This is a genomic window from Kordiimonas sp., from assembly GCF_048260245.1.
Classification (GTDB): domain Bacteria; phylum Pseudomonadota; class Alphaproteobacteria; order Sphingomonadales; family Kordiimonadaceae; genus Kordiimonas.
This window is the reverse complement of record NZ_JBLXGZ010000002.1, coordinates 1-13,058: the sequence shown is the minus strand read 5'-3', so window position 1 is coordinate 13,058 and position 13,058 is coordinate 1. Positions and strand designations below refer to the sequence as shown.

Below are 13,058 nucleotides of genomic sequence, written 5' to 3'. Positions count from 1 at the left end.
TACCCCCTCCTAAAGACTGAAGCTTTCGCCCAGATAAACCCGGCGTACATCCGGGTCCTTGAGTACAGCTTCGGCGTTGCCCTCAAACAAGACATGCCCATCATAGATGATGTAGGCACGGTCAATGATATCAAGTGTCTCTCGCACATTGTGGTCGGTAATAAGGACACCGATACCGCGATCTTTCAGGTGAGCGGTAAGGTCTCGAATGTCTGCAATTGCGATTGGGTCGATACCTGCAAATGGTTCATCAAGCAGCACAAAACTGGGCCGGGCCGCCAGTGCGCGGGCAATTTCGCAGCGCCGTCGTTCGCCGCCCGATAGCGCCAGTGCAGGTGTGTTGCGCAAATGTGTGATCGAAAATTCGTCCAGCAGTTCGTCGACCATTGTGTCCCTGAGTGCACGGTCCTTCTCCACAACTTCAAGAATAGCGCGGATGTTTTCCTCAACCGTCATGCCGCGGAAGATGGATGTTTCCTGTGGCAGGTAGCCGATCCCGAGGCGTGCCCGGCGGTACATCGGCAGATGGGTCACATCAACGCCGTCCAGTTCGACCCGGCCATGGTCAGGCGCGATCAGCCCGGTTATGGAGTAAAAACACGTGGTTTTGCCAGCGCCATTCGGGCCTAAAAGACCGACAACCTCGCCGCGGTGTACAGAAAGAGATACGTCACGCAGGACAGGTCGGCCACTATACGCTTTGCCGATGCCGCACACATGCAGTCCCTCGGCGTCGTTGCCAACATTTTTGTCGCTACCTGAAGTTTGACTGCTTTCGCTGCCATTCATTCTCATAGACCATCCCTCGATGTGGGCCTTCCGTGTCAGGTTTTTCCCCGGCCTGACAACCCACGGTGCTTATTGGCTCATTTTATGCATGAGCTTTGTCAATAAATCATGAAGATGGGCCCGACGCTAGCGAAAAGCAATGGACAGCGCCGAATTTCTTGACGCTGTTCGGTCATGCCATCACTCGTGAAAGCTGTTGTGAGGCCGGGTTTTAGCGATATCGCGGCTTACCGGTTACCGTCCTTGTTGTCCTTTGGCGAGGGGACACTGAATTGGCCTCGTACTCGGCCGTCATCACTGGCACGTCCGTCGAGTTTCGCCAGACCCGAAACCAGGTCAAACTCAAGCCGTTCGCCTGTCAGGATTGACTCTCCCTGCATGAAGCTGACGCTGCCGCCAAGGGTGATCAGACGACGATCCACGTCATAAACACCCCATTCACCGGTAAGGGTTTCACTATCGGAGGTGAGTTTTACGCCGCCTTCCGCGTCAAGTCTGGAGATTGAAGGGTTTTCAACGCCGTTCTCCGCTTGATAAAATACAGTCAGCGTATCGGCATTCAGGGTCATATCTCCCTGTTTGACGACAACGGCTCCTTTAAAAATGGCCCGGCCTTCCTTTTGTTTCATCTCCAGCCGTTCAGCAGAGATGTCGATCGGCTGGTAGGTGTCGTGATTTTTGAGCACAGACTGTGCATGGACTATATTTGCGCCCAACAGACTACATGCAAAAATCCCTATATATGCCAAAGTACGGCCCATATATGCCAAAGTACGGAATGTCATCATATACCTCATGTGCCCGCGAATTCTGACGGGTTGCGGTTTGGCTGGCTGGTCAGGTGGGGCGCCCTGGGCCCGTCTGATTTTGGCCGCCGTGGGATAAGGTAAAGCTTAACGCCACCTTCGAAAATGCCTTCTTGCGTATCTACCAGAATTTCCATCTGCCCGGCTTCAAGGCGCCCCAGTTCCGACGCGCCTCGGACGTTCCCCTGGCCCACAGCGGTGTGAGCTTTGAGGTCAATTTCGGCGCCGTCCATTTCAAGCTCATAGCCCGCCGCGGACCGCACGGATACGCCGCCAACCAGTGAGAGACTACTTTCTTTCATGCGGTAAATGCCGGTGCGGGCGTGGACAAAAGCCGGGCTTCCCGGGCGCAGTTCCATCTGTGCTCGGATGTCGCTTAGCCGGATGCGCGGAGACTTGGCATCCTCCTGCTGGCCACTGCTTGCTTCGACACTGAACAATCTGTTGCCAGAATCTGTGCCGACGTAGCGCGGGTTGGTCATGTGGATGACGCCATCACTTTTAGCGACCTCATCCTGAGAGAGCGTAAAGCTGACCTCTTTTTCATTGATAAACGGCCACAGTATTGTTGTGCCGCCCACAATGACGGCGAGTATCGGTAACAGCACCCGCATGAACAGGATAAAGCGGTCCCAGTTTTCGCCGGTTTTTTTAATTGCCATCGGGCCCAATGCATCGCGCGCGCGCGCCCTTGAGGCGTCCGTGCTGATGAAATGCTCTTTGTCGGCGTTGTTGGCTTGAGACATGTGGCGTTGCTGAACCTTAGTGCGAAAAAATATCAACCGGTTCAAAACCGGCCAGGTCAAGGGCGGCGCGCGTTGGCAGGAAGGCGAAAGCGGTTGCCGCCAGTTCTGTCCGCCCCTCACGCGCCAGCATCATATCCAGCTTTTCCTTGCAGGCGTGAAGGTAAAGCACGTCTGATGCGGCATATTTTTGCTGTGCGTCGGTGATGTCGTCCGCGCCCCAATCGCTGGACTGCTGCTGTTTGTCCAGCTCAATGCCAGCCAGTTCACGTACAAGATCCTTCAGCCCATGTCGGTCGGTATAGGTACGCACAAGCTTGGAGGCAATTTTGGTGCAATAGACCGGCGCGGTGTCTACGCCTAGATACTTCTTCATTACCGCGACATCGAAGCGGGCGAAATGGAACAGTTTCAGTACGTTTTTGTCTGTGAGCAACTTGCGCAGGTTTGGCGCGTTATAGGTGGCCTTCCTGAAGCGCACCAGATGAGCGTCACCGTCACCTGAGGACAATTGCACGACGCAAAGTCGGTCCCGGTGCGGGTTAAGGCCCATTGTTTCGCTATCAATCGCGACGATGGAGCCGAGGTCGACCCCATCCGGCAGGTCGCCTTCATGGAAGTGAATGGCCATTGTGTATCCTGCTCCCTGGTGTGTTGAACATGCTTGAACATTCTGACATGTCACGATGCAGCGTAAGCTGTCGCAACATGCTGCCGGATATTGTCAGGCGGAGCCACTATTATAAAGCCCCTTGTGGCAGAAAAAAGGACTATATTGGCGTCAGCGGTTATTTGCCTCTGTTATAGGGGGCATACACAGATGGTGCCTTGCCCGGTCCGGCGAAGGTGCTATCTGTTCACGGCATGGCACCCGCCCGAATTTGTTTGGTAAGGATTATATATGCAGGACCGTTTGTTAGCTGAAATTCTGAGTGATATTAGCGCCCCCGATGGCACAGTGACTCTCACGCAAGGGTGGACGCAGGGCCGCGCCACATTTGGTGGCCTTGTCGCGGCCTTGCTCGCCCGCAGCATGACGAAAGGTCTGCATGAGCCGAAAACATTGCGATCGCTCATGGTCTCGTTTGTGGGCCCCGCCCCTGCAGGAGATGTCGGTGTGAAAGCAAGCGTGCTGCGGGAGGGGCGCAATGTTACCCAGGCGACAGCGCTGATGACGGACGGCGACAAGGTATGTGCCCAGGCCATGGCAGCATACGGATCCGACCGTGAAACCAAAGCAGCGCCGCCAGACGTGGCGTTTCAGCCAGAGCCGCGGGACAGTGTGCCCCCGATGGATAGCTCTGTCCGCCTGTTGCCGGCTTTTCTGAAGCATTTTGATGTGCATTGGACCGGTGGCGGCATACCGGCATCGAACCAGAAGGCGCGCAGACTTGGCAAATGGGTGCGCCATAACACGGACGTTGCTGCCTTTCCGACCGAGGCGCTTATTGCTATTGCAGATATTCCCCCACCGGTGATGATGTCGCATTATGATCGGCCTATTATGGCAAGTTCGCTTAGCTGGTCGCTTGAATTTCTTGTCGCGCCCGAGACGGTGAAACCGGGGTGGTGCTACCTTGATTACACACTTGAGGCCGCCGCAAATGGTTATAGCCAGCAATCCGGACTGGTGTTTTCGGAGTCTGGCGAGCTGCTCGCTCTCTCTCGTCAATGCATGGTTTATTTCGAATAAATGCTGACGCCGTTAACGCAGTGGCGGTGTTTTGAACAGCTTCACCGAAATACCGCCATGAGAGAATGATAACGGCTTTTTGCCAAACGGCAGCTTTGTTGCTTTTGCAAGTTCAGGCGAGTTGGTTGCGAGGCCCACGCGCCAGCCGGTAAACCGTGATAACAGGGTGCTGCCGAGCGTCGTATATAGCGCGCGCAGACGACCAACGTCCCCAATGCGTGCGCCATAGGGCGGGTTGATGATCACAAGCCCTGCAGGGCCTTCGGGCGGGGCAAGGTCGCTGATGGGTTGTGCGCCAAAGCTGGTGAGGTTTGACACGCCCGCTCGCTTCGCATTAGCACAGCTCATTTTAATGGCGCCTGCATCGCGGTCGAAACCATAAAACCGGCAGCTGGTGTTGTTTTGTATCGTTTTTTTCTTCAAGTCGTTCCAGATAACTTTGTCGAAGGACTTCAGGTCTTCAAAGGCAAACGCGCGGCTGCGACCGGGATAAAGGCCCGCCGCGATTTCTGCAGCTTCGATTACAAATGTGCCGGAACCACACATAGGATCGATTACCGGCTCTGAGCCGTCAAAGCCACATTCGCGAAGCAACAGCGCGGCCAGGTTTTCGCGCATGGGAGCTTTGTTCACTGCCTCTTTGTGCCCTCGCTTGTGGAGGGGTTCGCCGGAGGTATCCACGCTGATGGTGCAAATATCGTCAAAAATACGTGCCTTGATACAGATATCTGCGTCTTTGGATATCTCGGTGCCCGCGGCGGAACGGATGGCTTTTTCAATCCGTTCCGCAGCCGCCTTATCATGATATATGCGGGATTTTTTGCAGGTTACGTCAACGCGTACGGGCCTGTCCGTCCGCAAGGTGTCAGCCCACGGGAAGCCGCGGCTACGCTTATCAAGCTTGGCCAGATGCTGAACCTTGAAGGACCCTAGCCGGACAAGCACGTGGCTCGGTCCGCGCAGTTCCAGATTGGCCCGCCAGACGTCAGGCCAACCGCCACGGACGGTGACGCCGCCCGTGATAGCTTTAGCGCCAGCAAACCCTTTTTGCTGTGCTTCGGCCAGCAGAGTTGCTTCCAAACCGGGTACCGTTACCAGAAAAATTTCAAGTATATTCTCTGTCATGATGCATAGGTAACCGCTTTAGCTTACCGCGTCGACAGATTCATTCCACCTGCGTCTAGCTCCATGTGATGGAACCGTCATCCTCAAGCAGGTCGGCGAATTCGGCTTGGCGCTGTATGCTGTCTTCCCAGTGGGGGCGAAAATCCTCCAGCCATTTAACGACACCCACAAGGGGGCCTGCCTCCAGCCGACGCGGTCGGCGCGGCCCATCACTGCGTTGCGAGATTAACCCCGCACCCTCCAGCACCTTAAGGTGCTTCGACAAGGCGGGCTGGGATATACTGAAAGGTTCCAAAAGCTCGTTTACGGTGGCGTCACCGGCCATCAGGCGTGTGAGGATGGCCCGTCTCGTGGGGTCCGCGAGTGCAGACAGTGTTGCGTTCAACTGATCATCGGCCATGGTGCCTCTTTCTATATATTACCGGGAGATTATATTTATTTTTCCCTAATATAATCAATAGAATATAGGGTTTAAATTGAGGCGCACGCGATGGTGAGGGCGCTAAAGCGCATTGTCCAGGTAGTGTCGGACGGCGTCCTGAACGTGGCGGAAGCGGTCACCACCCAAGTGTTTTCCGCCGTACCAGCGGGTGACAACGATGATGTGGTTTTGCAGATTTTCCCGTTCCAGCATGCGTACGATAATCATGCCCGCACCACCTTCACCGTCGTCGTTTTTTACGGGTTCATCGCCAGCCAGAAAGCCCCAGGTATTGTGGGTCGCCTTGGCGAATTTTTTTCGCCGGCAAAGAGCCTTGATAAAAGCTTTGGCTTCCTCGGCCGTACTGCATGGCCCGCCGGACACCGCGTATTTTGATCCGCGGTCTGATATGATGCCCTCAAATATCTGCATCGCGTCTCTATAAGTGGCGGTTGCGGGCAAGTCAAACGAGCTGCGGTAACAGCAAAAGCAGGCGATCAGTGCTAAACACAAAAAAACCCGCCAGAAAAGCGGGTTTTTTGATTGGTGCCCAGAAGAGGACTCGAACCTCCACGTCCATAAAGGACACTAGCACCTGAAGCTAGCGCGTCTACCAATTCCGCCATCTGGGCACCGTAAGAAATTGGTCGGCGGGATTTAGCGCGCGGAAGGGGGGGCTGTCAAGCGCTCACAGTCAAAAAAGCCCGCGAATAGTAATTATTTTCTACTGTCATCTGCGCAGCGCGTACTTTCGTATGTATAATTGCCATAATGGCACGTCAGGATTATACTGGACGCAAAGCAAATATTCTTTCCAGCATAGGAGGTTACGGCATGAAATCGAGGCTTGTGACAGTATTCGGCGGTTCCGGCTTCATCGGGCGCTATGTGGTGGAAAAACTGGCGGCGCGCGGCGACCTGATTCGCGTGGCGGTCCGGCGCCCGGCAGATGCCCTCTTTCTCAAGCCGCTTGGCGAACTGGGTCAGATACAGATTGTGGCGGCGAACCTCAATAACGAGGCCTCTGTAAGGCGCGCGGTGGTTGGGGCTGATACAGTGATCAATCTGGTAGGTGTGTTGTTTAATGCCGGTGGCCAGTCTTTCAAAGACCTGCACGATGAAGGCGCGGGCCGGGTAGCGGCCTGTGCCGCGGCGGCGGGTGCGCGGACTATGGTGCATATGTCAGCGCTTGGCGCGGACGCCGGATCCGAGTCAGACTATGCGCGCAGCAAGGCGCGCGGCGAAGACGCTGTGCGGGGTGCTTTTCCCGGTGCCGCCATCATTCGCCCCAGCGTGGTGTTTGGCCCGGAAGACGGCTTTTATAACCGGTTCGCCTCTCTTGCCGCGAAGCTGCCGGTTTTGCCTATTCCCGGGGCGGAGACGAAGTTCCAGCCTGTTTACGTGCATGATGTGGCGGAAGCCATTGTTCGCGCCGCGACGGGGACCAGGGCAGTTGCAGGGCAAATGTTTTCGCTGGGCGGGCCACAGGTTAAAACACTGCGTGCCCTGCTTGAGGAAATGATGGATTATACCGGCGTGCAGCGACCGATCATCAATGTGCCGTTCGGTCTTGCCATGTTTGAGGCGACATTTCTGGGGCTGCTGCCAAACCCGCTCTTAACGCGCGATCAGGTGAAATTGCTAAAGCAGGATAATGTGGTGCCGGAGGGCGCAAAGGGGTTGGCAGATCTCGATATCACGCCAACCCGTATCAGTGCGGTGTTGCCAGCTTACATGACACACCACAAGCGCCACGGCCAGTTCAAGACAGGTTAGATGGCGCCGCCGGCGATCAGCGCGAACAGGAACAGCCCGAGAGCAACCCGGTAGACAACAAAAATGGCCATGCTGGCGTGCGCAAGCCATTTCATCAGAAAGTGGATCGCCGCCAGTGCTGCGAGGCAGGAAAGGCCGGCCGCGAACGCTGCGTGCACCCACAGGATCTGGTCACCACTTTCCGCGACATCCTTACCCAGGAGCACACCGGCGCCAAGGATAGTGGGGATCGACAAAAGAAGGGAAAACCGCGCCGCATCCTGACGCGTGAAGCCCAGATAGCGCGCTGCCGTCATGGTGATACCCGCGCGACTGGTGCCGGGGATGAGAGCCAGGACCTGTGCTAGCCCGACGATCAATGCTGGTTTGACGGCCATGCGCTCCAGCGTTTTCTCCGTCGCCCCCACTTTGTCGGCCCAATAAAGTAGAAGGCCGAAGATGATGGAGGTCGTGGCGATAATAGCCGCCCCCCGCATCAGGTCGGCAAGTCCGGTGATCTTGACGGCAAAGCCCATCATGGCTGCCGGGATGGTCGCGATGACAATAGCCCAGAACAGCTTGCCATAAATGGTGCCTTCCGTTGCGCGCCGCGCGGGCGCGATGCCGACAGAGCCGAGACCCGCGAGAAACAGGCCCTTTGTGTCATCACGAAAATAGATCAGTACCGCAACCAGCGTTCCGACATGCACGGAGACGTCCATCATCAGGCCTTGATCGGGCCAGCCGGTAAGCACCGGCACAAGCACAAGGTGTCCAGATGAGCTAATTGGCAGAAATTCGGTGATGCCCTGAACGATAGCCAGGATGAACAAATGCAGAGCCGTCACGGCCACCTCTCCCCATGAAATTCTCGAAAATCCTTATAACAAGGTGCCCCGGTGGTGGCGATAGTCGATATAGTACAATAACGGTACTAAAATGGCCATTCCAGTCCGGCGAAGAATCGTTGGATTTGAGGTATTTAGGAATTATAGGACAGTATAATTGACCTATAATGTATTTTTTGCGTGAAATTTGATAATTTTGAACTTATAATGCGCAGCATCGGAATCGTGGACAGTAAAATTACTTGCTAATGCAGAGGCTATCCCGACGACCCCGCCAAGCCATAAACCCACCCGGGTTTATTTAGGCCTTCCGGAGCCGCCGACAATTCTGCATCGGCTATTTCTAACACGCTGCTTCCGGGCGAATAATAATGTGTCGGGCATCTTGTCGGGCACTTTAACTGTCAGAGTGAGAAGGGTGCCCTATGGCCGACGATCTGTTGAAATTTGTTTCGATCGACCAGAAAATGCCGGACAAACGCGCGGCAAAAGAGCGTGCGGAGGACTTTTCTGAAGTCTATGCCCGCTATAACGTGGATGGCGCGCGTGAGCAGTCCAGCCGCTGCAGCCAGTGCGGTGTGCCGTTTTGCCAGATCCATTGTCCGCTTGGGAACAATATCCCAGACTGGTTGCGCTTGACCGCTGAAGGCCGGTTGCAGGAAGCTTACGAAATCTCAAGCGCCACGAACAATATGCCGGAGATTTGTGGTCGCATCTGCCCGCAGGACCGCCTGTGTGAAGGCAATTGTGTCATTGAGAAGGATTTCGACTCCGTCACTATTGGCAGCGTTGAGAAATTCATTACCGATAACGCGTGGGATCAGGGCTGGATCAAGCCGATAACACCACGCAAGGAACTGGACGAGAGCGTTGGTATTATCGGTGCCGGGCCTGCGGGTCTCGCGGCCGCTGAAGAGCTTCGTAAAGCGGGCTTTCAGGTTCATGTCTATGACCGGCACGACCGCGCTGGTGGCCTGCTGATATATGGTATTCCCGGTTTCAAGCTGGAAAAGGACGTTGTGGGCCGTCGTACCGGGCGACTGGAGCAATCCGGCATTACCTTCCACCTTGACTTTGAGGTTGGCGGCGAAGCGGGCCTTGCGGAACTGCGTGAAAAACATGATGCCGTTCTGATCGCGACCGGGGTTTATCGCGCCCGAGGCCTTAAGGTGCCGGGTGTAGGCCTTGGGAATATTCGCGAGGCACTTGATTATCTTATTGCTTCCAACCGGCAGGGTCTGGGCGACACTGTGCCTGAGTTTGAAAACGGCGCGCTGGATGCCAACGGCAAAAACGTCGTCGTCATTGGTGGCGGTGATACCGCGATGGACTGCGTGCGAACGGCTGTACGGCAGGGTGCCAAGTCGGTCAAATGCCTTTACCGCAGGGACCGGGCCAACATGCCGGGGTCGGTGCGTGAGGTACAAAATGCCGAGGAAGAAGGCGTTGAATTTGTTTGGCTCTCTGGCCCTGAGGCATTTCTGGGCGTCAAGGATGTTGAAGCGGTGCGCGCCTATGAAATGCGCCTGGGCGCGCCTGATGCCACCGGTCGGCAAGCGCCTGAGCCGGTACCGGAATCGTCCTTCACCCTGGACTGTGACCTTGCCGTGATGGCGCTCGGGTTTGAGCCCGAAGACCTGCCCGCGCTTTTTGGTGCGCCGGAACTGCGCGTTACGCGCTGGGGCACGGTGACGGTGAACCACTCAACCATGATGACCAACCTCGACGGGGTGTTTGCTGCCGGTGATATCGTGCGCGGTGCCTCGCTTGTGGTGTGGGCTATTCGTGACGGCCGCGACGCTGCGGCCCAGATCAAACAATTCCTGCGCGCTCGCGCAAGTGTCGCGGCATAAGGGGACAAAAGATGATGCAGACTTATAACGAGCATGTTCCGGGCCCTGTTGGGCTGTACGATCCGGTAGATGAGCATTCGTCTTGTGGTGTTGGCCTTGTGGCGGCTATGGACGGCAAACCCTCGCGCCGTGTGGTGCTTATGGGGATCGAGGCGCTAAAGGCCATCTGGCACCGGGGCGCGGTAGACGCAGACGGTAAAACCGGTGACGGCGCGGGTATTCACGTCGAGATCCCGCAGGCGTTTTTCAAGGAACACGTGCGGGCCACGGGCCATGTGCCTGCGGAAGGACGTCTGGCGGTCGGTATGGTTTTCCTGCCGCGGGTTGACCTGTCGGCGCAGGAAACCTGCCGTACCATCGTGGAAAAAGAAATCCTCGCGTTTGGCTACACCATCTATGGTTGGCGTCAGGTGCCGGTGGACATTGATGTGATTGGCGAAAAAGCCGAAAGCACCCGGCCCGAGATTGAACAGATCATGATCGCCAACTCCAAGGGAGTTGATGAAGAGACGTTCGAACGCGAACTTTACCTTGTGCGCCGCCGCATTGAAGCTGCGGTTATCAAGGCACAGGTGGGTGACTTCTATATCTGTTCGCTGTCATGCCGGTCGGTCATTTATAAAGGCCTGTTTCTGGCCGAACAACTTTCTACCTTTTATCCTGATCTTGAGGATGAGCGTTTTGTCTCCAGCTTTGCGGTGTACCACCAGCGCTATTCGACAAACACGTTCCCACAGTGGTGGCTGGCGCAGCCCTTCCGCATGCTGGCGCACAACGGCGAGATCAACACCATCCGCGGCAATGTGAACTGGATGCGCAGTCACCAGATCCGCATGGCGTCAATAGCGTTTGGTGAAAATTCCGAAGATATCAAGCCTGTGGTGCCAAAAGGTGCCAGTGACAGCGCGGCCCTTGATGCTGTGTTTGAGGTCATGGTGCGTGCGGGCCGGTCGGCGCCCATGGTGAAAACCATGCTGGTGCCTGAAGCCTGGACCAATAAAACCAGCATGCCTGAGGCTCACCGCGCCATGTATGCCTACACTAATTCGGTGATGGAGCCATGGGACGGTCCGGCTGCGCTGGCAGCCACAGACGGCCGTTGGGTTGTCGCCGGGCTGGACCGTAACGGACTTCGCCCCATGCGGTTTACGGTGACCAACGATGGCTTCCTGGTGGTTGGCTCCGAAACCGGCATGGTGATCGTCGACGAGGAAGACGTGCGCGAAAAGGGCCGCCTGGGCCCTGGGCAGATGATTGCGCTCGATCTCAAGGAGGGTCATTTCTACCATGACCGCGAGATTAAGGACAAACTGGCGGCCAGTCAGCCGTTTGAGGATTGGGTTCAGGACATTCAGGGCATCGACGAATTGCCGGATTTCCGGGGACCCGAAGGCGCGGCTTTCACCGGCGATGACCTCAAGCGCAGGCAAATCGCGGCCGGTCTCAGCCATGAAGACCTTGAGCTTATCCTTCATCCGCAGGTAACGACAGCCAAGGAAGCCATTGGCTCCATGGGCGACGACACACCGCTTGCTGTTTTATCGTCCAAGTATCGTAATCTGTCGCATTATTTCCGCCAGAATTTCAGCCAGGTGACAAATCCGCCGATTGACAGTCTGCGCGAACACAGGGTGATGAGCCTCAAGACACGTTTTGGCAACTTTGCCAACGTGCTCGATAGCGGCCACACGCAGGCTGGGGCCATCGTGCTCGACAGTCCGGTGATCTCAAGCCGTGAATGGGATATCCTGATCAAGCATTTTGGCGACTCGGCACAGGTGATTGACTGTACCTTTGAAGTCAAGGCGGGCAAAACCGCCCTGCGTGAGGCAATCGACCGTATCCGGCGCGAAGCTGAAGATGCAGTGCGTGCCGGTCGCGGGCATTTGTTCCTATCAGACGAAAATATCAGCGAGGAGCGTGCGCCGGTGCCGATGATTCTGGCAACGGGTGGCTTGCACACACACCTGCTCAATGAGGGGCTCAGAACCTTCACCAGCCTCAATGTGCGTGCGGGGGAATGTCTCGACCCGCATTATTTTGCCGTGCTCATCGGTGCGGGTGCCACGACTGTAAACGCTTATCTGGCACAGGATACCATTGCAGACCGCCATGCCAAGGGGCTCTTTGGCGACATGACGCTCAACGATGCTATCTGGCGCGCCAGCGAAGCCATTGATCAGGGGCTGCTCAAGATCCTGTCGAAAATGGGCATATCGGTGGTCTCGTCCTACCGTGGGGGCAATAACTTCGAGGCGCTGGGCCTCTCTCGTTCGCTCGTGGCTGAGTTTTTCCCAGGGATGCCGACGAAAATTTCCGGTATCGGGCTGTCGGGTATCCAGAAAAAAGTATTGGAACAACACGCGAAAGCCTTTGATGAGGATGCTCTGGTATTGCCCATTGGCGGCCTCTATCGCTACCGCCGTGGCGGCGAAGTGCATGCCCATGACGGCCAGCTTATCCACCTGTTGCAAACTGCAGTTGGCCAAGACAACTATGCCAAGTACCTCACCTATTCGCGGGGTTTGCATAACCTGCCCCCGGTGAACCTGCGTGACTTGATGGATTTTCGTCGCCCTGAAAAAGGCAAGCCGATTGATGAGGTGGAATCGATCACCCAGATCCGTAAACGTTTCATCACGCCGGGCATGTCGTTGGGTGCGCTGTCGGTTGAAGCGCATGAAACACTGGCGATTGCCATGAACCGCATTGGTGCGAAGTCGGTCTCGGGTGAGGGTGGCGAAGACAAAAAACGCTACAAGCCCTATGAGAACGGCGACAACGCCAACAGCCCGATCAAGCAGGTGGCGTCCGGCCGCTTTGGCGTGACGGCAGAATACCTGAACGCCTGCGAAGAGCTGGAAATCAAGGTTGCCCAAGGTGCCAAGCCTGGTGAAGGTGGCCAGCTTCCCGGCTTCAAGGTGACAGAGATGATCGCGAAGTTGCGCCATTCCACGCCGGGTGTGACGCTTATCTCCCCGCCGCCGCACCATGATATCTACTCGATCGAGGATCTGGCGCAGCT

General features: G+C 56.2%; 12 protein-coding genes and 1 tRNA gene. 4 read left to right on the top strand and 9 right to left on the bottom strand.

Annotated elements, in window-relative coordinates; translation table 11 throughout:
- Positions 1–9 precede the first annotated feature (9 nt).
- From lptB to ACN0VM_RS01415, 4 genes are all read right to left on the bottom strand, one after another.
- Positions 10–795: an LPS export ABC transporter ATP-binding protein gene (gene lptB, locus ACN0VM_RS01430; RefSeq protein WP_417449047.1), complete on the bottom strand. Its 786-nt coding sequence runs from the start codon at positions 793–795 to the stop codon at positions 10–12.
- Positions 796–1,016: 221 nt separating this feature from the next.
- Complete coding sequence (locus tag ACN0VM_RS01425) at positions 1,017–1,475, bottom strand: LptA/OstA family protein (RefSeq protein WP_417449046.1); 459 nt, start codon at positions 1,473–1,475, stop codon at positions 1,017–1,019.
- Between the two features lie 107 nt (positions 1,476–1,582).
- Entirely contained in the window at positions 1,583–2,341 is a 759-nt protein-coding gene (locus tag ACN0VM_RS01420) for a hypothetical protein (protein ID WP_417449045.1), read from the bottom strand.
- A gap of 16 nt (positions 2,342–2,357) precedes the next feature.
- A complete protein-coding gene (locus ACN0VM_RS01415) occupies positions 2,358–2,969 on the bottom strand; it encodes a ribonuclease D (RefSeq protein ID WP_417449044.1) in 612 nt (203 codons plus the stop codon).
- Positions 2,970–3,239: 270 nt separating this feature from the next.
- On the opposite strand from ACN0VM_RS01415, the gene ACN0VM_RS01410 reads away from it, so the two are divergent.
- The gene (locus ACN0VM_RS01410; RefSeq protein WP_417449043.1) at positions 3,240–4,031 is read left to right on the top strand and encodes a thioesterase family protein; all 792 of its coding nucleotides are present in this window, start codon (positions 3,240–3,242) and stop codon (positions 4,029–4,031) included.
- A gap of 12 nt (positions 4,032–4,043) precedes the next feature.
- On the opposite strand, the gene ACN0VM_RS01405 is transcribed toward ACN0VM_RS01410, so the two are convergent.
- The 4 genes from ACN0VM_RS01405 to ACN0VM_RS01390 all read right to left on the bottom strand — a co-directional run bounded on the left by ACN0VM_RS01405 (position 4,044) and on the right by ACN0VM_RS01390 (position 6,209).
- Positions 4,044–5,159 (bottom strand): THUMP domain-containing class I SAM-dependent RNA methyltransferase, encoded by a 1,116-nt coding sequence (locus ACN0VM_RS01405; protein ID WP_417449247.1) that lies wholly within the window; start codon positions 5,157–5,159, stop codon positions 4,044–4,046.
- 52 nt (positions 5,160–5,211) lie between these two features.
- Positions 5,212–5,556 (bottom strand): ArsR/SmtB family transcription factor, encoded by a 345-nt coding sequence (locus ACN0VM_RS01400; protein WP_417449042.1) that lies wholly within the window; start codon positions 5,554–5,556, stop codon positions 5,212–5,214.
- Positions 5,557–5,658: 102 nt separating this feature from the next.
- Positions 5,659–6,009, bottom strand: coding sequence for a YigZ family protein (locus ACN0VM_RS01395; RefSeq protein WP_417449041.1), 351 nt, complete (start codon positions 6,007–6,009; stop codon positions 5,659–5,661).
- Positions 6,010–6,121: 112 nt separating this feature from the next.
- A tRNA-Leu gene (locus ACN0VM_RS01390) sits at positions 6,122–6,209 on the bottom strand.
- A gap of 202 nt (positions 6,210–6,411) precedes the next feature.
- Between ACN0VM_RS01390 and ACN0VM_RS01385 the strand changes: the two genes are divergently transcribed.
- Positions 6,412–7,353, top strand: a complete 942-nt coding sequence (locus ACN0VM_RS01385) for a complex I NDUFA9 subunit family protein (RefSeq protein WP_417449040.1) — start codon at positions 6,412–6,414, stop codon at positions 7,351–7,353.
- On the opposite strand, the gene ACN0VM_RS01380 is transcribed toward ACN0VM_RS01385, so the two are convergent.
- Positions 7,350–8,180 (bottom strand): undecaprenyl-diphosphate phosphatase, encoded by an 831-nt coding sequence (locus ACN0VM_RS01380; protein ID WP_417449039.1) that lies wholly within the window; start codon positions 8,178–8,180, stop codon positions 7,350–7,352. The two genes, ACN0VM_RS01385 and ACN0VM_RS01380, sit on opposite strands and share 4 nt — an antisense overlap.
- Before the next feature lie 425 nt (positions 8,181–8,605).
- Between ACN0VM_RS01380 and ACN0VM_RS01375 the strand changes: the two genes are divergently transcribed.
- On the top strand, positions 8,606–10,033 hold the full coding sequence (locus tag ACN0VM_RS01375; protein ID WP_417449038.1) for an NAD(P)-dependent oxidoreductase: 1,428 nt from the start codon (positions 8,606–8,608) through the stop codon (positions 10,031–10,033).
- 14 nt (positions 10,034–10,047) lie between these two features.
- The coding region (gene gltB, locus ACN0VM_RS01370; protein WP_417449037.1) for a glutamate synthase large subunit at positions 10,048–13,058 on the top strand (3,011 nt) is incomplete at its 3' end.

Coding starts and splice junctions, on each gene's coding strand:
- lptB (WP_417449047.1), bottom strand. CDS start 795: ATGAGAATGAATGGCAGCGAAAGCAGTCAAACTTCAGGTAGCGACAAA.
- ACN0VM_RS01420 (WP_417449045.1), bottom strand. CDS start 2,341: ATGTCTCAAGCCAACAACGCCGACAAAGAGCATTTCATCAGCACGGAC.
- ACN0VM_RS01415 (WP_417449044.1), bottom strand. CDS start 2,969: ATGGCCATTCACTTCCATGAAGGCGACCTGCCGGATGGGGTCGACCTC.
- ACN0VM_RS01410 (WP_417449043.1), top strand. CDS start 3,240: ATGCAGGACCGTTTGTTAGCTGAAATTCTGAGTGATATTAGCGCCCCC.
- ACN0VM_RS01400 (WP_417449042.1), bottom strand. CDS start 5,556: ATGGCCGATGATCAGTTGAACGCAACACTGTCTGCACTCGCGGACCCC.
- ACN0VM_RS01395 (WP_417449041.1), bottom strand. CDS start 6,009: ATGCAGATATTTGAGGGCATCATATCAGACCGCGGATCAAAATACGCG.
- ACN0VM_RS01385 (WP_417449040.1), top strand. CDS start 6,412: ATGAAATCGAGGCTTGTGACAGTATTCGGCGGTTCCGGCTTCATCGGG.
- ACN0VM_RS01375 (WP_417449038.1), top strand. CDS start 8,606: ATGGCCGACGATCTGTTGAAATTTGTTTCGATCGACCAGAAAATGCCG.